This window comes from uncultured Methylobacterium sp., from assembly GCF_964251405.1.
In the GTDB taxonomy this organism is placed as follows: Bacteria; Pseudomonadota; Alphaproteobacteria; order Rhizobiales; family Beijerinckiaceae; genus Methylobacterium.
Map to the genome: position 1 here is coordinate 2,843 of NZ_CAXUJR010000010.1, position 18,920 is coordinate 21,762.

At 66.0% G+C, this 18,920-nt stretch carries 18 protein-coding genes; 12 read left to right on the forward strand and 6 right to left on the reverse strand.

Annotated features, from left to right (window positions below):
- The 6 genes from ACFE7U_RS03340 to ACFE7U_RS03365 all read left to right on the forward strand — a co-directional run.
- Positions 1-2,166 (forward strand): chemotaxis protein CheW (locus ACFE7U_RS03340; RefSeq protein ID WP_375408313.1); only part of this gene is annotated, 2,166 nt, incomplete at its 5' end.
- A gap of 31 nt (positions 2,167-2,197) precedes the next feature.
- The gene (locus tag ACFE7U_RS03345; protein WP_375408348.1) at positions 2,198-2,689 is read left to right on the forward strand and encodes a chemotaxis protein CheW; all 492 of its coding nucleotides are present in this window, start codon (positions 2,198-2,200) and stop codon (positions 2,687-2,689) included.
- Between the two features lie 23 nt (positions 2,690-2,712).
- Positions 2,713-3,096 (forward strand): PleD family two-component system response regulator, encoded by a 384-nt coding sequence (locus ACFE7U_RS03350; RefSeq protein ID WP_375408314.1) that lies wholly within the window; start codon positions 2,713-2,715, stop codon positions 3,094-3,096.
- Positions 3,097-3,172: 76 nt separating this feature from the next.
- Complete coding sequence (locus ACFE7U_RS03355) at positions 3,173-4,342, forward strand: chemotaxis response regulator protein-glutamate methylesterase (protein ID WP_375408315.1); 1,170 nt, start codon at positions 3,173-3,175, stop codon at positions 4,340-4,342.
- On the forward strand, positions 4,339-5,214 hold the full coding sequence (locus tag ACFE7U_RS03360) for a CheR family methyltransferase (protein WP_375408316.1): 876 nt from the start codon (positions 4,339-4,341) through the stop codon (positions 5,212-5,214). Before ACFE7U_RS03355 ends, ACFE7U_RS03360 begins: the two co-directional genes overlap by 4 nt.
- A 633-nt stretch (positions 5,215-5,847) precedes the next feature.
- A complete protein-coding gene (locus ACFE7U_RS03365; protein ID WP_375408317.1) occupies positions 5,848-6,558 on the forward strand; it encodes a GNAT family N-acetyltransferase in 711 nt (236 codons plus the stop codon).
- A gap of 135 nt (positions 6,559-6,693) precedes the next feature.
- Here ACFE7U_RS03365 and ctrA read toward each other — a convergent pair whose 3' ends face one another.
- Positions 6,694-7,395, reverse strand: coding sequence for a response regulator transcription factor CtrA (ctrA, locus tag ACFE7U_RS03370; RefSeq protein ID WP_375408318.1), 702 nt, complete (start codon positions 7,393-7,395; stop codon positions 6,694-6,696).
- A 448-nt stretch (positions 7,396-7,843) separates the two neighbouring features.
- Here ctrA and fliI point away from each other — a divergent pair, with 448 nt between their 5' ends.
- The 3 genes from fliI to ACFE7U_RS03385 all read left to right on the forward strand — a co-directional run bounded on the left by fliI (position 7,844) and on the right by ACFE7U_RS03385 (position 10,904).
- Positions 7,844-9,205, forward strand: a complete 1,362-nt coding sequence (fliI, locus tag ACFE7U_RS03375) for a flagellar protein export ATPase FliI (RefSeq protein ID WP_375408319.1) — start codon at positions 7,844-7,846, stop codon at positions 9,203-9,205.
- 85 nt (positions 9,206-9,290) lie between these two features.
- Positions 9,291-9,698 carry a flagellar export protein FliJ gene (fliJ, locus tag ACFE7U_RS03380; protein WP_375408320.1) on the forward strand — a complete coding sequence of 136 codons (408 nt, stop codon included), beginning with the start codon at positions 9,291-9,293 and terminating at the stop codon, positions 9,696-9,698.
- A gap of 153 nt (positions 9,699-9,851) precedes the next feature.
- Positions 9,852-10,904: a lysylphosphatidylglycerol synthase domain-containing protein gene (locus ACFE7U_RS03385; RefSeq protein WP_375408321.1), complete on the forward strand. Its 1,053-nt coding sequence runs from the start codon at positions 9,852-9,854 to the stop codon at positions 10,902-10,904.
- Between the two features lie 67 nt (positions 10,905-10,971).
- Here the strand turns inward: ACFE7U_RS03385 and ACFE7U_RS03390 are convergent, their stop codons facing one another.
- The 4 genes from ACFE7U_RS03390 to flhA all read right to left on the reverse strand — a co-directional run bounded on the left by ACFE7U_RS03390 (position 10,972) and on the right by flhA (position 15,774).
- On the reverse strand, positions 10,972-11,628 hold the full coding sequence (locus ACFE7U_RS03390) for a TadE/TadG family type IV pilus assembly protein (RefSeq protein ID WP_375408322.1): 657 nt from the start codon (positions 11,626-11,628) through the stop codon (positions 10,972-10,974).
- An 8-nt stretch (positions 11,629-11,636) separates the two neighbouring features.
- Positions 11,637-12,230, reverse strand: coding sequence for a TadE/TadG family type IV pilus assembly protein (locus ACFE7U_RS03395; protein ID WP_375408323.1), 594 nt, complete (start codon positions 12,228-12,230; stop codon positions 11,637-11,639).
- A 13-nt stretch (positions 12,231-12,243) separates the two neighbouring features.
- Positions 12,244-13,341, reverse strand: coding sequence for a TadE/TadG family type IV pilus assembly protein (locus ACFE7U_RS03400; RefSeq protein ID WP_375408324.1), 1,098 nt, complete (start codon positions 13,339-13,341; stop codon positions 12,244-12,246).
- A 294-nt stretch (positions 13,342-13,635) separates the two neighbouring features.
- Positions 13,636-15,774 (reverse strand): flagellar biosynthesis protein FlhA, encoded by a 2,139-nt coding sequence (flhA, locus tag ACFE7U_RS03405; RefSeq protein WP_375408325.1) that lies wholly within the window; start codon positions 15,772-15,774, stop codon positions 13,636-13,638.
- A gap of 197 nt (positions 15,775-15,971) precedes the next feature.
- Between flhA and ACFE7U_RS03410 the strand changes: the two genes are divergently transcribed.
- Positions 15,972-16,301 (forward strand): hypothetical protein, encoded by a 330-nt coding sequence (locus tag ACFE7U_RS03410; protein ID WP_375408326.1) that lies wholly within the window; start codon positions 15,972-15,974, stop codon positions 16,299-16,301.
- A 57-nt stretch (positions 16,302-16,358) separates the two neighbouring features.
- Complete coding sequence (locus ACFE7U_RS03415; protein WP_375408327.1) at positions 16,359-17,087, forward strand: hypothetical protein; 729 nt, start codon at positions 16,359-16,361, stop codon at positions 17,085-17,087.
- A gap of 108 nt (positions 17,088-17,195) precedes the next feature.
- On the opposite strand, the gene ACFE7U_RS03420 is transcribed toward ACFE7U_RS03415, so the two are convergent.
- Positions 17,196-18,053 (reverse strand): 3'(2'),5'-bisphosphate nucleotidase CysQ, encoded by an 858-nt coding sequence (locus ACFE7U_RS03420; protein ID WP_375408328.1) that lies wholly within the window; start codon positions 18,051-18,053, stop codon positions 17,196-17,198.
- Positions 18,054-18,211: 158 nt separating this feature from the next.
- Here ACFE7U_RS03420 and chpT point away from each other — a divergent pair, with 158 nt between their 5' ends.
- A complete protein-coding gene (chpT, locus tag ACFE7U_RS03425) occupies positions 18,212-18,910 on the forward strand; it encodes a histidine phosphotransferase ChpT (RefSeq protein ID WP_375408329.1) in 699 nt (232 codons plus the stop codon).
- The last annotated feature ends 10 nt before the right edge of the window (positions 18,911-18,920 follow it).

Here is an 18,920-nt window from a genome sequence, read left to right on the forward strand (position 1 = left end):
TCCGCCCCGGCGGCTCTGCCCGAACCCGAGCCCGAGCCCGCACCGGTCGTGGTGCCGGCGCCGGTCGCCAAGGTCGCCCCCGAGGCTCCCGCCGCCTCCACCGGCGATGGCGAAGGCGGCATCGCCAAGGTGCAGACGATCCGCGTGAACGTCGACACCCTCGAGCACCTGATGACGATGGTCTCCGAGCTGGTGCTGACCCGCAACCAGCTTCTCGAGATCGCCCGCCGCCACGACGATTCGACCTACAAGGTCCCGCTGCAGCGGCTCTCGCACGTCACCGCCGAGCTGCAGGAAGGCGTCATGAAGACCCGCATGCAGCCGATCGGCAACGCCTGGCAGAAGCTGCCGCGCGTCGTTCGCGACCTGTCGTCCGAACTCGGCAAGTCGATCGAGCTCGTGATGAACGGCGCCGAGACCGAGCTCGACCGCCAGGTCCTCGAAGTCATCAAGGACCCGCTCACCCACATGGTCCGCAACTCGGCCGACCACGGCATCGAGTCGGCCGCCGAGCGCAAGGCCGCGGGCAAGCCCAACAAGGGCACGATCCGCCTCTCCGCCTATCACGAGGGCGGCACGATCACGATCGAGATCGCCGACGACGGCAAGGGCCTCGACCTCGTCGCCATCCGCCGCAAGGCCGTGGAGCGCAACGTCGCGAGCCAGGCCGAGATCGACAGGATGACCGACGGCCAGGTCGCGAAGTTCATCTTCCATCCCGGCTTCTCGACGGCCAAGGCGGTGACCTCGGTCTCGGGCCGCGGCGTCGGCATGGACGTGGTCAAGACCAACATCGACGTCATCGGCGGCGTCATCGACATCAACACCCAGCTCGGGCGCGGCACCACCTTCACCATCAAGATCCCGCTGACGCTGGCGATCATCGCGGCCCTCATCGTCAAGGCCGGGGACCTGCGCTACGCCCTGCCCCAGGTCGCGGTGCTCGAACTGGTGCGCGTCGACAAGTCGACGGCACAGACGGTGGAGCGGATCAACGGTTCGCCGGTGCTGCGCCTGCGCGAGCGCCTGCTGCCGATCGTGACGCTCACCGGCGTGCTCGGCCAGGACCAGACCATCGAGACGATCGATTCCGGCTTCGTGGTGGTGGCTCAGGTCGGCCGCCAGCGCTTCGGCATCCTCGTCGACGAGGTCTTCCACACGGAAGAGATCGTCGTGAAGCCGATGTCGTCCAAGCTGCGCCACCTGCCGCTATTTGCCGGCAACACCATCCTGGGCGACGGCGCCGTGGTGCTCATCGTCGACCCCAACGGGATCGCCCAGCAGGTCAGCCAGGGCTCGCAGGCCGGCGGCATGCCGATCGAGGCCGAGGCCGAGGAGGTCGTCGACACCGACGCCAAGGCGACGCTCCTCGTCTTCCGCGGCGGCGCGGGCAGCTTCAAGGCGGTGCCGCTCTCCCTGGTCACCCGTCTCGAGGAGATCGAGGCCTCGAAGATCGAATGGGTCGGCGGTCGTCCGCTCATCCAGTATCGCGGCCGCCTCATGCCACTGGTGCCGGCCGACGCGTCCATCGAGATCCGCTCCGAGGGCACTCAGGCCCTCGTGGTGTTCTCGGACGGCGAGCGCGCCATGGGCCTCGTCGTCGACGAGATCGTCGACATCGTCGAGGAGCGCCTCGACGTCGAGATCTCGGCGGACCGCTCGGACCTCATCGGCTCGGCCGTCCTGCGCGGACGCGCCACCGAGATCATCAACATCGCCCACTTCCTGCCGCTCGCCTACGACGACTGGACCCGCGGCACCCGCAAGGTCGAGAAGCGCAGCTCGACCCTGCTGCTGGTGGACGACTCGCCCTTCTTCCGGGACATGCTGAGCCCGGTGCTCAAGGCCGCGGGCTACACCGTGATCACCGCCGGCAGCGCCGAGGAGGCCCTGACCACGATGATCACCAATGGCCGCGTCGACCTCGTGGTCTGCGACCTCGAGATGCCGGGCCGCAACGGCTTCGATCTCGTCGCCGCCATGCGCAAGGCGGAAGGGCGGGTCGCTGCTCTTCCGGTCATCGGCCTCACGGGCACGATCGGCCCCGAGGCGATCGAGCGGGCACGCAGCCTCGGCATCGTCGACCTCGTGGCGAAGTTCGACCGCAGCGGCCTGATCCAGGCCCTGTCCGAGATCGACGTCGCCCCCATCGCCCAAGCCGCCTGAGACCGGCATCCCGAGTTCGGAGAGTTCCATGATGCAGGCCGCAAATACTAACAAGGCCGAGGCGGATGCCGGCGCCACCAACGACTTCGTCACGGTCTTCGTTGGCGAGACCATGTTCGGCCTCGCCATCGACCGCGTCCACGACGTCTTCATCCCCGCCGGCGTGACGCCGGTCCCCCTGGCGCCGCCGGAGATCGTCGGCCTGCTCAACCTGCGCGGGCGCGTCGTGACGGCACTGTGCCTGCGCCGCCGCCTCGGGCTGCCCGCCCGGGTCGGGGACGGCAAGAAGATGGCCATCGGCCTGGAGCAGGGCGGGGAAACCTTCGCCCTCGTGGTTGATGGCGTCGGCGAGGTGCTCAAGCTCGGCGGCAGCACGCACGAGCCGGTGCCGATCAACCTCGACGCCCGTTGGCGCGACCTGACACTCGGGGTCCACCGCCTCGATGGACGTCTCCTCGTGATCCTCGACGTCGACTCGCTGCTGGCCTTCGGCGCTCCCCGCCACGCCGCCGGCGCCGCCTGACCGGCACAGGGAGGAGACATCCGATGAAAACCTGCCTCATCGTCGACGATTCGGCCGTGATCCGTAAGGTCGCCCGGCGGATCCTGGAAGGCATGAACTTCAAGGTCGGCGAGGCCGAGGACGGCGCCAAGGCACTGGTCCTCTGCGCCGAGGCGATGCCGGACGTGATCCTCCTCGATTGGAATATGCCGGAGATGGACGGCTACGAGTTTCTCAGGATCCTTCGGCAGAGTCCGGCGGGGGAGACTCCGAAGGTCTTGTTCTGCACGACCGAGAACGATGTCGGCGCCATCGCCCGCGCCCTCCACGCGGGCGCCGACGAATACATCATGAAGCCCTTCGACCGCGACATTGTCACCTGCAAGCTCGAACAGGTCGGGTTCACCCATCAGGCCGACGCCGCCTGAGGCGACGCAGATCGGTCCGCGTTCGGGTCCGAGCCGCCGCCTCCATCAGTCCCGCGTAGCGTAAGCGTATCAATCCATGCTGGCAGCCATCGCCCCGTCGCACGCTCCAGCGCATGGAGGATCCGCCGTTGGGTCGGGTCATCGCATCCGTGTCCTCATCGCGGACGATTCCGCCGTCGTCCGCGGCCTCGTGGCGCGCTGGCTCGGGGAGGCCGGCTACGAGGTGGTCGCGACCGCCGCCAACGGACGCATCGCCGTCGAGGCCATGGCCCGCCACGACCCCGACGTCGTGCTCCTCGATATCGACATGCCGGAGCTCGACGGGACCCAGGCCCTGCCCCTGCTGCTGGCGCGCAGCCCCGGTCTCCAGGTCGTCATGATGTCGACCCTGACCACCCGCAACGCCGACATCTCCCTGCGCTGCCTGGCGCTCGGCGCCGTGGACTACCTCGCCAAGCCCGAGAGCAACCGCGGCGTCACCACCTCCGACGTCTTCCGCTCAGACCTCATCGAACGGGTGCGCCTGTTCGGGAGCGCCCGCGCCCGGCGCCGCCCCGCCCAATCCTCCGGGTTGCCCTCGGGGAACGTCGCCAGTGCGCCTCCCCCACCGCCGCGTCCCGCCGCTCCCGTCGTCCTGCGGCCGAAGGCACGGGGCGTCCCGCCTCGCGTCCTTCTCATCGGCGCCTCCACGGGCGGACCCCGGGCCGTGGGGGAGGTTCTGGAGAAGATCGGAACCGCCACCCTTCGGCAGTTCCCGGTCCTCATCGTCCAGCACATGCCGCCGGTCTTCACGGCCGTCTTCGCCGAGCATCTCGGCGCGCGCACCGGCCTTCCCGCGGCCGAAGGCAAGGCCGACGAGCGGCTCCAGCCTGGACGCATCTACGTGGCGCCCGGCGGCCGCCACATGGGTCTCGCCGGCAGCCGCGGCGACATCACCATCCGCCTCGACGACGGCCCGGTCGTGAACTTCTGCCGTCCGGCGGTGGACGTGCTGTTCCGCGATGCCGCCGCGATCTACGGCGCCGCCGCCCTGGCGGTGGTCCTCACCGGCATGGGCTCCGACGGCACCGGAGGCGCCAAGGCCCTCACCGATGCCGGTGCGGCGGTGCTGGCCCAGGACGAGGCCACCAGCACGGTCTGGGGCATGCCGGGCAGCATCGCCAAGGCGGGCCTCGCCCAGGCGATCCTGCCGCTCGGCGAGATCGGCGGCGCCCTGCGCAACCTTCTGACGGGACAGGGCGCATGAACGACGTCGAGTTCGATTTCCTGCGCAGCTACCTCAAGACCCGCTCCGGCCTCGCCCTCACGGGCGAGAAGCGCTACCTCGTGGAGAGCCGGCTCGGCCCGGTCTGCCGCAAGTTCAACCTCGCCGGGCTGCCTCAGCTCGTCGCCGCGCTCAAGTCCTCGCGCGACGCCGCCATGGAGCGCGCGGTGGTCGAAGCCATGACCACCAACGAGACCTTCTTCTTTCGCGACCGCACGCCCTTCGACCTGTTCAAGGACGTGCTACTGCCCGAGGCGCTCGCCCGGCGCGCGGTTCAGCGCAAGCTGCGGATCTGGTGCGCGGCCGCCTCAACGGGCCAGGAACCCTATTCCCTGGCGATGATGCTTCAGGAGGCAGGCCCAAGGCTGGCCGGCTGGAACGTCGACCTCGTCGCCACCGACCTCTCAACCGAGGTGCTGGATAAGGCCAAAGCCGGCCTCTACAGCCATTTCGAGGTGCAGCGCGGCCTGCCGGTGCAGTTCCTAGTCAAGCATTTCGAGCAGATCGGCGAGCAGTGGCGGATCTCGCCCACCCTTCGCCAGATGGTGGATTACCGCCCCCTCAACCTGCTTCATCCGTTCGAGTCGCTCGGCACCTTCGACATCATCTATTGCCGCAACGTGCTGATCTATTTCGACGCCCCGACCAAGGGCGACGTCCTCGGTCGGCTCAGCGCCAGCCTCGCGCCGGACGGCGCCATGCTGCTCGGTGCGGCCGAGACCGTGATCGGCCTCACCGACAAGCTCGTGCCGAGTGCGCAGCACCGCGGCCTGTACAACCAGGCCCCCCTCGCCGCCCGTTCGGCGACCATGGCGGCCGCCCTGCCGCCGCTGCGACGGGTGGTCGGCCTCTAGGTCGTCGGCCCGAAAAGTGGGGACCGGATTTCGGTAGAACCGATGCGACAGCAAGGCTCTGGAGCATGCTGCCATTCCGTGGTGCCAGCATGCGCTATCCTGTTGTCATTGCATGCCGATGTCGGAAGATCGGGCCTCGCCTTTCCGGCTCATGCCATGGACGATCAGGGACGGTACCGTGGCGCACTGGCCATGCATCCTCGGAGATCGAGGAGGGCCACCGATCCGTGAGCCGATCGCTCTGAATGCGGAAGGGCAGGCACCCTGCGGCTTGCGATCCAAGGCCGGCGGCGGATGAGCGAAGGCCCGACTGACATCACATCATCCGCTCCGCAGCGATCTTCATCGACCGCCGATAGCGACGCTATCGTCGTCAGCGCTACTGATGCCGATCACAAGGAATCGACGGTTCGACTTAGCTATTCATGAGCATTCGTATCAATTTCGGCGTAGCTCGAAATAACATACTGTTTGTATTTGATAATTTGTTAATGAATGTTATTTTTATTAAATACATATTCGTCGATGATATTTGAGAAAGATATTTTCGTTATTAGTCGAATTTAGTGAATTCAATAATTTTAACCAATATAATGAAATAAAATAGTTTCTCTTCGCGTGGAGGAGGAGACCATGACTGCAATCGTCAATGCGATCCAGGTCGCGCGTGAATTGGTCGCCGAAAGACGCTTCGCGGAAATCGGGAAACGCTGCGCCGGTCTGATCTATGAACGTCGGACGACGTTCGGCTTGCGTCGCGACTTGCAGGTCCCGCTGACACCGCCGAAGGCGAAGATTCCGATCTCCATCCGTGAATTCGCGGCGAGCGACGTCCCGGCACTGTTCCCCGAGCACCAGACCACTCTGACCAGAAAGGAGAAGATCGAACTCGCCGTTCGCCGCGCCCATTTCGAGGCCGCGATCCCGACCTGCTACGTCGCTGTCGACCAACGCAACGATTCGCCCTGCTACTTCCAATGGCTGATGGGCGCACGGCAGAACGACAAGATCCAGTCGTTCTTTCCCAAACGCTGGTTTCCGGTTCTGGCTCCGGACGTCGCCCTGCTCGAGAACGCCTACACGCCCGTGCACTATCGGGGCAACGGCATCATGTCGGCCGCCATGGCGCTCATCGCGGAACGGGCGGCCGATATCGGTGCCCGCTACGTCATCACCTTCGTCGAGAGCAACAACGTGCCGTCCCTTCGCGGATGCGCCAAATCCGGCTTCTCGCCCTACCTCGTGAGGGACGAGACGAGGTACCTGTTCAATCTGGCGCGACGACGGAGTTTCGAGCCCTTCTCGGACCAGCGCCATGTCGCAGCGGCCCTGCAGCCGGCATGACCCGAAGCGGGCCGGTGGGCATTCGAGCGTGACCGGGATCACGGAGGCCAGGTTCCGCGACTCACACCCTCCCATGAAAAAGCCCCGCCGGAGCGGGGCCGTTCGTCGTCGGTTCGAGGCAGCGCGACGACCGCGTCAGACCGCGATGCGGTCCTCGTTGTCCATCGGCTCGCGAAGCACGTAGCCGCGGCCCCAGACCGTCTCGATGTAGTTCTTGCCCGAGGAGGCGTTGGCGAGCTTCTTGCGCAGCTTGCAGATGAACACGTCGATGATCTTGAGTTCGGGCTCGTCCATGCCGCCGTAGAGATGGTTGAGGAACATCTCTTTCGTGATCGTCGAGCCCTGCCGCAGGGCAAGCAGCTCCAGCATCCCGTACTCCTTGCCCGTGAGGTGGACGCGGGAGCCGGCGACCTCGACGGTCTTCTGATCGAGGTTGACGATGAGGTCGCCCGTGGTGATCACCGACTGGGCGTGGCCCTTCGAGCGTCGCACGATCGCGTGGATGCGGGCGACGAGCTCGTCCTTGTGGAAGGGCTTGGTGAGGTAGTCGTCGGCCCCGAAGCCGAGGCCCTTCACCTTGTCCTCGATGCCACCTAAGCCGGACAGGATCAGGATCGGCGTCTTGACCTTGGCGACCCGCAGGTTGCGCAGCACCTCGTAGCCCGACATGTCGGGCAGGTTCAGGTCAAGCAGGATGATGTCGTAATCATACAGCTTGCCGAGGTCGATGCCTTCCTCACCCAGATCCGTGGTGTAGGTGTTGAAGTTCTCCGACTTGAGCATCAGTTCGATGCTCTGCGCGGTTGCGCTGTCGTCCTCGATCAGAAGTACCCGCATCGTCGGTCCCCAGCACAGCCGGCCGTGCTCAGCGTTTGGGCAAGCCCCCGCTGTTCGCCCACCACCGGCCCGTGGCGGACGTTCCCTCGTCATCGATGTCAAACGCTAATGATTAATCGTTAACAAAACCTGATTCTCCGTGGCAAGCCCTGAATTCGGGGCATGACACCCGCTCCTCGTTCCGTTGTCGGTCTGTTCCTGCGAACGACGATCCCGGTTCGGGCAGCGGCAGGCGAAAAGTCAGCGATGTGTCTCTTCCAAAAGCGTTTAACGCGGCATGTCACCAGAAGGCCACGGTGACGGCGCCGATCGGGCGGCATCGTCGAAAGATTCCCGAACGAGGAACCTCCGCCGCTGCCCCCCCCGATGGCCGCAGTGTTAAGGAGGGAGGTAAACGAAACGTTGCCAGTTTCGCACAAGGTCGCTGGCGCAGACACGGGAGCTGGCGATGGCGGATCGAAGGCCGGGGGCGGGACGACTCGGCCTCTCCGCTGCCCTGAGGGCCTTGGAGGGTGTGCAGGCCCTGGAGACCTTTGGCCGCGTCGTCGCCATCAAGGGCCTGCTGATCGAGGTGGCAGGCCCCGTCTCGGCGATGCGGCTCGGCGGACGGCTCGACATCAGCGTCGAGGGCAGCGGCGCCGAGGCTTGCGTCCCTTGCGAGATCATCGGCTTCCAGGGAGACCGGGCGCTCGCCATGCCGTTCGGCTCCCTCGAAGGCGTGCGCCGCGGCTGCCCGGCGATCGTGCGAGACGAGGCCGCCGGGGCGATCCGGCCCTCGCCGGCCTGGCTCGGCCGCACCGTCGATGCCCTGGGCCGGCCCATCGACGGGCTCGGCCCCCTCCCCGCCGGCCCGGTCGTCTATCCCCTGCGCGCCGACCCGCCGCCGGCCCATGCCCGCAAGCGCGTCGGCCCCCCGCTCGATCTCGGCATCCGCTGCATCAACACCTTCCTGACCATGTGCGCCGGCCAGCGCATGGGCATCTTCGCGGGCTCGGGGGTCGGCAAGTCGGTGCTGCTCTCGATGCTCGCGCGCTATACCGCCGCCGACGTGGCGGTGATCGGCCTCGTCGGCGAGCGCGGGCGCGAGGTGCAAGAGTTCCTGCAGGACGACCTCGGCCCGGCCGGCCTCGCGCGCTCCGTGGTCGTGGTGGCGACCTCCGACGAGCCGGCTCTGATGCGGCGCAACGCGGCCTACGTCACCCTCGCGGTGGCCGAGCATTTTCGCGACCAGGGCGCACAGGTCCTGTGCATGATCGATTCGATCACGCGCTTCGCCATGGCCCAGCGCGACATCGGGCTCGCCGCCGGAGAGCCGCCCACCGCCAAGGGCTACACGCCGACCGTGTTCAGCGAGTTGCCGCGCCTTCTCGAGCGCGCCGGCCCCGGAATCGGTGCCGGCGCGATCTCCGGCCTGTTCACCGTCCTCGTGGAGGGGGACGACCACAACGAGCCCGTGGCCGACGCCGTGCGCGGCATCCTCGACGGGCATATCGTGATGGAGCGCGGCATCGCCGAGCGCGGGCGCTATCCCGCCATCAACGTCCTGCGCTCCGTCTCGCGGACCATGCCGAGGGCCTGCGACCCCGCCCACCTCCCCACGGTGCGCCGGGCGCGGCGGCTGCTCTCCACCTACGCCGACATGGAGGAGCTGATCCGGCTCGGGGCCTACCGGGCCGGCGCCTCGCCGGAAGTGGACGAGGCCATCGCCCTGATGCCCGCTATGGAGGCTTTTCTGGGTCAGGGTAAGGAAGAAGCAACTTCGATCGGGGATGGTTATTCGCGGCTCGCGGAGATCGTGGGCGGTCCGTAACGGATCGCCGCGCGGTCGGCCTCGATCCGGACCGCGGATGCCCCGGCATCGCTCGGCCGAGTTGCGTAACAGTGGAACCGTCAACATGAAATCGCGTGACACGCTGATCCGGCTGCGTCGCTTCCAGGTCGACGAGAAGCGTCGCCGTGTGACCCAGATCGAGATGATGATGGCCGACTTCACCCGCATGGCGCTGGAGCTCGACCGCGAAGTCGCCCACGAGGAGAGCCGGGCCGGCATCTCCGATCTCAGCCACTTCGCCTATCCGACCTATGCCCGGGCCGCCGCGACCCGCCGGGACAATATGCGCCATTCCGCCGCCGCTCTGGAAGGGCAGCTCACGGAAGCCAAGGCCGAACTCGGCGAAGCTTTCGAGGAACTCAAGAAGATCGAGATCCTGGAAGACCGCGAGCGCAACGCCGAGCGCGCGGCGGAGAACCTCCGCGACCAGGCGGCCATGGACGGCATCGGGTTGTCCCGCATCCGCGCCTGACGCCGGCAGTGACCTCCGCTCAGCGGAGGGGCGGCACGAAAGCGTCATGATCTCGTGAGAAGAGCCGCGCGGGAGCGGGGCTCGCCGGTCTCGCTTGCAGCACGCCGAAGTGTCGTGCAGGTAGGCCCCCTTGAGGGATTCGACCGGTCGGTGATGAAGACAATCAAAGACTTTGCGTGGCCGCTGATCGGCCTCGTCGCCCTCGTAGGGTCGGGCTACCTGCTCTACCGAGAGCTTCAGGGGATCTCGCTGGCCGAGGTCGAGAACAGCCTCAGGGCGATCCCGCACCACAATTATCTGTTCGCCTTCCTCTCCACCGTCGTCGCCTACATGGCTTTGGCCTGGTACGACCGGATCGCGCTGCTTCATCTCGGCGTGCGCCACATCTCGTGGCTCTTCGTGTCGGTCTGCTCCTTCACCACCTATGCGCTCTCGCACAATATCGGCGCTTCGGTCTTCTCGGGCGCCCTGGTGCGGTACCGCGCCTACTCGGCCAAGGGGCTGACGGCGGCGCAGGTCGCCGTCCTCGTGGCGTTGTGCTCGTTCACCTTCGGCCTCGGCACCCTGCTGCTCGGCGGCCTGGTCCTGACCTTCAACCCGGAACTGCTCACGCGTCTCGAAGGCAAGCTCCCGGCGGCCCTCACCAACCCGACCACGGCGCGGGTCGTCGGCGCGCTGATGCTCGGCTTCGTCGGGCTCTACGTGTTCGGCTCGCTGCTGCGCCTGAAGCCGCTGACGATCCGCAAGTTCAAGCTCGAATACCCGCGCCCCAACATCATGGTCCGCCAGCTCGTGGCCGCCCCCCTCGAACTGCTGGGGGCAGCCGGCATCATCTATTTCGCGTTGCCGGAGGTCGGGAATCCTGGCTTCGTCGTGGTGCTGGCGGTGTTCCTCGCCTCGTTCTCCGCGGCCCTGGCCTCGCACTCGCCCGGCGGCCTCGGGGTCTTCGAGATCATCTTCCTCACGGCGATGCCCGACCTGCCCAAGGTCGACGTGCTCGCGGCCCTCCTGGTGTTCCGCCTGCTCTATCTGCTGATCCCCTTCGCCCTGGCCATCGTCACGGTGCTGCTTTTCGAGCGGGCGAACTTGGCGAAAGCGTTTCGAGGAAACGGCAAGCCGGATGCGGCTGTGCCCGCACCGCCGATCGTGGCGCCGGGCCTTGATCCGATCAAGCTCGAGCAACGGCTGGAGAAGAAGGTCGTGTGAACGCATGGCGTTCTAGGACCAGGCCCCAGGAACCCGATTGTCTAACTGGTTCCTTCCCGGCGCTTTCTCAGCAGCGGACGCCGTTGGGCAGGATAATCTCCGGATATACGCTTGGCGCGAACGTATCTCCCTTGCGGACCGGCCAGGGCATACTCGCGCTCAGCATGACCTGACCACCGTTCTTCCCAAAGAGATCGATGATGGCGCTGCCGAGCATCGGCGTGTAGGGCATCGTCACCTCAACCAGGATGTAGCGCATTCCCGGCAGGCCCATTCCGGTTGGGACTGTCAGGTCGAGGGCGAGTCCTCTGCCGCGGGCGGTGGCGTTGCCGGAGGCGACGCTCGAACAGACCTGGGGCGGTAGGGCCGGATTGATAAGGCTGACGCCCATGGCGCTCACGACGATCTTGGCCGTGCGGCCGTCGAATGGCCGCAGAATCGGACGGGCCGAGGCAAGGATATCGTTCATCAGGTCGGATCGGACGGGGTTCTGCGAATCACCTTGCGAGGTGAGATCCGAGATCGCGCGCGTCGCGACAGATACCTTACGCCAGTTGTCAAGGGCGCGGACCAACTCGGCCATGCCGACAAAGATGAGGAGCATGACCGGTACGACGAGGGCGAATTCTATAGCCGAAACGCCCGCTTGATCCCGGGCGAAGCTAAGGGATCGCCGTCGGCCAGGATACTCACGCGGACCGACCGGGATCATGTCCTTCTTCATGCCGCGATTCAGCATGCGCCGGAGGACTGATACGGCTCGGTGCGGAAGACCGAACTCGATTGCACCAGGAGCGAACCGTCGGCGAACGAGGCTGCCCCAAAGTTCAGGAAGCTAAAAAAGAGCGGGTATTTCACGGCCGCAGTCACGACAACGATGTCGCCGGGCTTGGCGCAGGCGTAGTGTGAGCCGAAACCGGCGCTCCAATCTTTTGTCGCTGCGTCGAACGGATCTGGCGCCGTGCCGGCTGCGAAGGAACTGGCGAGAGTGACGTCGAGCTTCAAATCCTGGCAGGAAAATACGTTGCCGCCGGAGCCGCAGACCTGTGCCTTCAGGCTCGCGAGGTTGGTCGCGCTGCTGCCGCCCTGATTGCTACTCTGGAACGACCCGACATACAGCTTCCGGACGGCGGTCTGAAGGCTGTTGTCCAGGTTCTGTCCTGCCCAAGAAACAAGGCCTATTTGGATGATGGCCCCGAATACGGAGAGAAAGGGGAGGCAGACGAGCGCGAATTCCACGGCGCTGGCGCCCCGGCTGTCGGCCAGGAAGCCTTCGACGCGGTGCCGGCACCGCACAACACACTCTATGGTGCAGCCTCCGCTCATGCCGCTGTGCCTATCACTCCACGATGCGAAGTTGCTTGTCAGCGACCTTGACCTGCTTCGGACACGAGACGACGAGCCGAATATCGTCATAATCCTGATCGGCACCAGCGTTCCGGTCTTCCCAGCCGTAATAGAGGTACTTGCCTTCTGAGCATGAGTTCTTTGCTATCGAAGGACTGTGCTTTGTGTTTGAATTCGGAAGAATACCGCCATACTGTTTTGATTTGCATTCATTCAACGTATCACATACAATTGTCTCTAACATCTGATACTTTACTGTGTCTACCGCGATGCGGCTATTGCTTGCAAGAACCTGACTGCCAGTTACCCGGGTCGCGATTACTCCTGTGCCCTGATCAATAGTATTATCCGCGAAATATTCGTAATTCGGCTCGTTTCTATTTGTGCGCTTGCTTGGATCTGAGTTACCGTTCCAAACGTTTTTGAGCATGTAGCTCTGTGCTTCGTTATCCTCGCATTTGGTCGGTGCGTTCCGACTGTAATCCGTCTGAGGCGTGCCGATCGCGGCGTTATCGGCGATTGCAACGAAACCACGTCGGCCCTTGTCGGCATCGTTTTGGCGACTGGCCTTTGACGAGTAGCAATACGAATAGATCACATTGAAGTCGGCTGCGCTCGGAGTAAGTTGCACGACCTTAGGCGACTCAGTCTCATATTGAGCGGCAACCCGGTTTACCTTAGTGACAACGTCGATCTGCATCTCTCGGGGCATGCCGGGGAGGAGATGTACGAGCGCCGTCTTCATCTTGGTGCTGATGGTGAGCTTGACGTCCGATCCGCTCCAGACGGGCGGCTGTATTGGCAAAACTTCCACTTGGCTACCGAGCTGGCTTCTGAGTTGCGCCTCGGCCATGGTCAGAGCCTTGCTTCGCTCGTCGAGAGTATCCCCAGATGCCACTAGGAGCGTCGTAGCGTCACTGATGCTTTGCTCGATCGCGCGGATGCGCGTGGCGTTGCCGTAATCGATTGCCGTACCGGCTACACCCAACATGACGGGCAGGCCAAGGGCGAAGAGGATGATGACGTTACCGCCTTCCGCCCGGCGGATCCTCCGGACTGCGTTGGCGCGGCTGGCCAGGGCAAGTTTCATGTTCGTGTGCATCGCGGACATCGTATCCCGGTGACATCTCGTTGCACCATGATGCCAAGAGATTAACGACTCTTGACTTCGAAACACGCTATCCTTTTCGAATTCAAATTAAACGCCAGTAGCGTTTTATTACTTTCAGTCAATGTTATAGTTTATTAGAAGTGAACGGTCTAGCCTGCATAACGATACGATCTACGCTGGGAAACAGTTAGTCCTTAAGCCCGCCATTCGGTGCGCGAGGCTCCATGACGAGTGAAGTGCGGCTTTCGCTTGTTAGGTGTAGCGTGCAACCGCTCAAACCGACCCCACGGTCCGCAACCGCGCCCGCGGGTGGATCTCGGCCTGGCTCATCACGGGGGTCTCGCGGCGGAAGCGTTCGATGATCGAGCGCACGAAGGGCCGGGCCTGGACCGAGGTGACGAGAACCGGCATCTCGCCCATCCGGGCGGCGGTCTCGAAGCGGTCGCGCACCGTGTTGACGAACTCGGTGAGCTTCGATGGCTGCATCGCAAGGTAGCGCTCGTCGCGCTCGCCGGCGATGGAATCGAGGAAGGCCTGCTCCCAGGCGGGCGACAGGGTGATGATCGGCAGCATGCCCTGGCCGTCCTGATACTGGGCGCAGATCTGGCGGCCGAGGCGGGCGCGGACGTGCTCGACGATGTCGCGCGGGTTCTTCACGCCGCCGGCGACCTCCGCGATGCCCTCCACAATCGTGCCGAGATCCCGGATCGAGACGCGCTCCGCGAGCAGGAACTGCAGGACGCGCTGGATTCCCGTGGTCCCGATCTGGCTCGGGACCACCTCCTTAAGAAGGTCCGCGTGGTCCTTCGAGAGCTCGCGCATGAGCTTCTGGACCTCGACGTGGTTGAGGAGTTCCGAGACATGCGCCTTGATGATCTCGGTGAGATGGGTCGAGACCACGGTCGCGGCATCGACCACGGTATAGCCCTTGAGCTGGGCCTGGTCGCGCAAGCTCGCGTCGATCCAGGTCGCCGGTAGGCCGAAGGTCGGCTCGAGCATGTGCTGGCCGGGGAGCTGGACCTGACCGCCCATCGGGTCCATCGCCATGAACTGGCCGGGGAAGATCTGGCCGGTGCCGGCTTCAATCTCCTTGACCCGTACCACGTAGGCATTGGCGTCGAGCTGGACGTTGTCGAGGATGCGCACCGAGGGCATCACAAAGCCGAGTTCGGCCGCGAGCTGGCGGCGCAGGGCCTTGATCTGATCGGTCAGCCGGTCCTGCCCCTCGGGGCCGTTGACGAGGGCGAGAAGTGCGTAGCCCATCTCGAGCTTGAGGTCGTCGAGCTTGAGGAGATCGTTGACCGTCTCCTCCTTGGCGGCCTGGGCGGCGGCGACCGCGGTGGCGTCCATGGGTGCGCCGTCGGCGTCGAGCGGGGGAGCCTCGCGGGCGATCTTGGCGATCTTCCAGGCGGCGTAGCCCGAGGCACCGGCCAACCCTAGGAACGGCAGCATCGGCATGCCCGGCAGGATCGCGATCAGGATCATGACGATCGCCGACATGCCGAGCGCCTTCGGGTAGTTCGCGAGCTGCTTGCCGAGCGCCTTGTCGGCCGAGCCCTTTACGCCCGCCTTCGAGACGAGGATGCCGGCCGCCGTGGAGACGATGAGGGCCGGCACCTGCGAGGCTAGCCCGTCGCCGATCGTGAGGAGCGTGTAGGTCTTGGCTGCCTGCATGAACGGCATGCCTTGCTGGGCCACGCCGATGATGATGCCGCCGATGACGTTGATGAAGGTGATGAGCAGGGCCGCCACCGCGTCTCCGCGCACGAACTTCGAAGCGCCGTCCATGGCGCCGAAGAACGAGGATTCCTCCTCCAGCGCCGCGCGACGGGTCTTGGCGGCCTTCTCGTCGATGAGGCCGGCCGAAAGGTCGGCGTCGATGGCCATCTGCTTGCCCGGCATGGCGTCGAGGGTGAATCGGGCGGCGACCTCGGCGATGCGGCCCGAGCCCTTCGTGATCACGACGAAGTTCACGATGATCAGGATCGCGAACACGATGATCCCGATGACGAAGTTGCCGCCCATCACGAAGTTGCCGAAGGCCTCGATGACGTGGCCCGCCGCCGCCGTGCCCTCGTGGCCGTGGCCGAGGATGAGGCGGGTCGAGGCGAGGTTGAGGGCTAGGCGCAGCAGGGTCGCGACGAGGAGCAGGGTCGGAAAGACGGTGAATTCGAGCGGGTTGTCGATGAACAGGCCTGTCATCATGATCAGCACCGAGATGATGATCGAGACGGCGAGCAGGAGATCGAGCAGGAACGCCGGCAGCGGGAAGATCAGCACCGTGAGGATACCCATCACGGCAGTGGCGAAGAACAGGTCGGTCCGCTTGGAGAAGGCGTTGATGTTGGCGCGCGTCGGCATCGCGAAGCCGGTAAATTCGCCGACCCGGGCCGGTGTTGCCGCTTCGCTCATCGCTGCCCCTCGCGGACTCTGGCGCCTCGCGTGGCGGGATCCGGACCCGGCAAGATTTGCCGGGTTCAGGGTTAGCGTCGCGTTAACGGGGGCGCGGTTCGTGTCCGGCCAAAGTGGAACCACGACTTCGGCTGGAACCAGGACTCGGCAAGATGGCTTGAGCGGACAGCCATCCGAATCCATTCGAGGACCGTCCCATGCGCCTTCCCCTGATCTGTGCCGCTCTCCTCGTCGGCACGGGTGCCGTTTTCGCCCAGGCTCCCGCCGCACCGGCACCCGACGCCAAGCCCGCTGCCCCAGCGGCGAAAGAGGGCGCGCCCCATACCGGCGCCGTCGGCCAGGCGCTAGAATCGGGGGCCAACAGCTTCACCGAGGGCCAGGTCAAGGAGCGCTTCGCCAAGATGGGCTTCGGCGAGGTCAAGGACCTGACCAAGGACGAGACCGGCATCTGGCGCGGCAAGGCCGAGCATGCCGGCAAGCCCGTCACCATCGGCATGGACTACAAGGGCAACGTCGCCGCGCAGTAGCCCTCGATCCCCGAGGCCCTCCGGGCCTTGCCCAACCCATTCGAGAGGAGTGATCCCATGGCGACCCGTACCATCACCGGTTTGTTCGACGATTACGACGCCGCCGCCCGGGCGGTGGATGCCATCGAGGCGGCCGGCGTGCCGCATGGCGATATCAGCATCGTCGCCAGCAACGAGGGCGACCGGCACGCCGGCGTGACCTCGCACGAGACCCGGCACGGCCAGACCAAGGACGTGGACGAGGAGAGCGATGCCTCCGACGGCGCCGGCACCGGGGCGACCCTCGGCACGGTGCTCGGTGGCGGCGTCGGTCTTCTCGCCGGCCTCGGCCTGATGGCCATTCCGGGTGTCGGCCCCGTGGTGGCGGCCGGCTGGCTCGTCGCCACCCTGACCGGAGCAGGCGTCGGCGCCGCCACCGGCGGTCTCCTCGGCGCACTGACAGGGGCCGGCCTCAGCGACGCCGAGGCCGAACATTATGCCGAGGGCGTACGACGCGGCGGCACCCTGGTGACGGTGCGCACCGATGAGTCGCGGGCCGAGCGCGTCACCGCCTTGCTGGCGGGGCACGGGTCGATCGATCTCGATCAGCGCGCGCAGAACTGGCGTTCTGAGGGTTGGACCGGCGGGACGATCGGGGAGGCGCGGCCCGCGACCGGTGAGATCGGCTCCACGCGCATCGGCGCGGCCGGTTCCACCACGACGGGACTCGATACGGAGAGCGGGCGCACCCTGCTCGGGGCCGAGCCGAGCCTGGCCGAGCGCGAGAAGCGAGACATCATCCGGTAGCCGCGCCGGCATCGGCCCGACGACAGAACGGCCGCTCTCGGGCGGCCGTTCTCATGATTGGACGAAACCTCCGTGGGTATCGACCGCCGCCTCGGTCGACGCCGCCGATCAGGCAGAGCGTGTTGCCGCCGCCAGGCCGCCGCGCACAGCGCGGACACGATCGGGCAGGACGAGGCCCTTCGCGTAGGAAGCCTGCCCGAGGGCGGCGAAGGGGCCGTTGCGATAATAAAGGTCGTGATGTCCGTAGGTAATGCTCTCGCCGGATGCCACGAGAACACATCCGCCGGCCGCCGTCAGGACGTGGTCGCCGGCGGCGGTGTCCCATTCCATCGTCGGGCCACACCGAACGTAGACGTCGGCTTCTCCGGAGGCGATCAGGCAGAACTTGAGGGCCGAGGCGGCCTTCCGGCGGTGACCCACATCGAGGCGGACCAGGCATGCCTCCGTCTCGGTGTCGCCGTGGCGGCGGCTCACCAGGGCGACGAGCCCGTCCTCCGGCTTCGTCCGCACCGCGATCGGGCGCGCGATTCCGGGGCGGCCCTCGATGATCGTCGCCTCGACCGCGTCGACGCCCGCTCCCCAGACCCGGTCGAGGCCGGGCGCCGCCAGCGCCGCAGCCACCGGTCGGTCGCCCTCGATGAGAGCGATATTGACGGAGTACTCGATGTTGCCGGCCAGGAAATCGCTGGTGCCGTCGAGGGGATCGACCAGGAAGAACAGGTCCGCGGGCGAGCGATCGTGAGTGCTCTCCTCTGCCACCACGGGGATGCCCGGCCAGTGCCGCGCGAGAGCCGCCAGGATCAGCTCCTCCGATGCGTGATCGGCCGCACTCGCGGGCGATCCATCCGGCTTGACCACGTGCGGGCAGTCTCCGCCGTGATAGGCACGAAGGATCTCACCGGCCTCGCAGGCGATCTCGGTGAGGATGGTGGCGATCCGCGCGCGGTCCTGGGCCGGGAGTGTCATCAGGGAGACATGGTGTGAACGGCGGCGCTTGTCGACCCGGCCCATGCCGGTTGCCCTGCCGCTTTTCAAAGCACGATGCGACGGTTATCGGTGCGTTAAGACCGAACCGCACAGATGCGTGATCCCCCCACAGCCTGATGCCTTGCGCGGAGCGCGCCATGACAGCCGTTACCCTCGATGCCCTCGACCTCTCGGCGCTGCTGTGCTCGCGCGTCTGCCATGATGTCATCAGCCCCGTCGGCGCCATCGTGAACGGGCTGGAGGTGCTCGAGGACGAGAGCGACGCCTCCATGCGCGAGTTCGCCCTGGACCTCATCCGCAAGAGCGCGCGCCACGCCTCCGCGCGCCTGCAATTCGCCCGCATCGCCTTCGGAGCGGCCGGATCGGCCGGCGCCTCGATCGACCTCGCCGATGCCGAAAAGGTGTCGCGCGGCATGTTCGGCGACGAGAAGACGCAACTCACCTGGAGCGCGCCGCAGGCGCTCTATCCCAAGAACAAGGTCAAGCTGCTCCTCAACCTCGTCGTGATCGCGACGAGCGCCATTCCCCGCGGCGGCGTCCTCGACGTGCAGGTCACGGGCGACGGCGAGGCACCGACGCTGCTGCTGCGGGCGAAGGGTTCCCATGCCCGCATCCCGCCCCATGTCGAGTCGCTGATCGCCGGCACGCCGGAACACGGCGTCGACGCCCACGGCATCCTGGCCTTCTATGCCGGGCTCGTGGCGCGAGCGGCCGGCATGGACGTGCGCTTCTCCATCGACGGCGACACGGTGACGATCCGCTCCGAGCCGAGCACCGCACAGACCACGGTCGGCGTTCCCCTCGATCTCGGCCCCGCCGACACCGCGCTCGCCTGAACTCAACCCG

Excerpts from the sequence above, each read along its gene's own strand:
- ACFE7U_RS03345 (WP_375408348.1), top strand. The coding sequence starts at position 2,198 with ATGCAGGCCGCAAATACTAACAAGGCCGAGGCGGATGCCGGCGCCACC.
- ACFE7U_RS03350 (WP_375408314.1), top strand. The coding sequence starts at position 2,713 with ATGAAAACCTGCCTCATCGTCGACGATTCGGCCGTGATCCGTAAGGTC.
- ACFE7U_RS03355 (WP_375408315.1), top strand. The coding sequence starts at position 3,173 with ATGCTGGCAGCCATCGCCCCGTCGCACGCTCCAGCGCATGGAGGATCC.
- ACFE7U_RS03360 (WP_375408316.1), top strand. The coding sequence starts at position 4,339 with ATGAACGACGTCGAGTTCGATTTCCTGCGCAGCTACCTCAAGACCCGC.
- ACFE7U_RS03365 (WP_375408317.1), top strand. The coding sequence starts at position 5,848 with ATGACTGCAATCGTCAATGCGATCCAGGTCGCGCGTGAATTGGTCGCC.
- ctrA (WP_375408318.1), bottom strand. The coding sequence starts at position 7,395 with ATGCGGGTACTTCTGATCGAGGACGACAGCGCAACCGCGCAGAGCATC.
- fliI (WP_375408319.1), top strand. The coding sequence starts at position 7,844 with ATGGCGGATCGAAGGCCGGGGGCGGGACGACTCGGCCTCTCCGCTGCC.
- fliJ (WP_375408320.1), top strand. The coding sequence starts at position 9,291 with ATGAAATCGCGTGACACGCTGATCCGGCTGCGTCGCTTCCAGGTCGAC.
- ACFE7U_RS03385 (WP_375408321.1), top strand. The coding sequence starts at position 9,852 with ATGAAGACAATCAAAGACTTTGCGTGGCCGCTGATCGGCCTCGTCGCC.
- ACFE7U_RS03390 (WP_375408322.1), bottom strand. The coding sequence starts at position 11,628 with ATGAAGAAGGACATGATCCCGGTCGGTCCGCGTGAGTATCCTGGCCGA.
- ACFE7U_RS03395 (WP_375408323.1), bottom strand. The coding sequence starts at position 12,230 with ATGAGCGGAGGCTGCACCATAGAGTGTGTTGTGCGGTGCCGGCACCGC.
- ACFE7U_RS03400 (WP_375408324.1), bottom strand. The coding sequence starts at position 13,341 with ATGAAACTTGCCCTGGCCAGCCGCGCCAACGCAGTCCGGAGGATCCGC.
- flhA (WP_375408325.1), bottom strand. The coding sequence starts at position 15,774 with ATGAGCGAAGCGGCAACACCGGCCCGGGTCGGCGAATTTACCGGCTTC.
- ACFE7U_RS03410 (WP_375408326.1), top strand. The coding sequence starts at position 15,972 with ATGCGCCTTCCCCTGATCTGTGCCGCTCTCCTCGTCGGCACGGGTGCC.
- ACFE7U_RS03415 (WP_375408327.1), top strand. The coding sequence starts at position 16,359 with ATGGCGACCCGTACCATCACCGGTTTGTTCGACGATTACGACGCCGCC.
- ACFE7U_RS03420 (WP_375408328.1), bottom strand. The coding sequence starts at position 18,053 with ATGACACTCCCGGCCCAGGACCGCGCGCGGATCGCCACCATCCTCACC.
- chpT (WP_375408329.1), top strand. The coding sequence starts at position 18,212 with ATGACAGCCGTTACCCTCGATGCCCTCGACCTCTCGGCGCTGCTGTGC.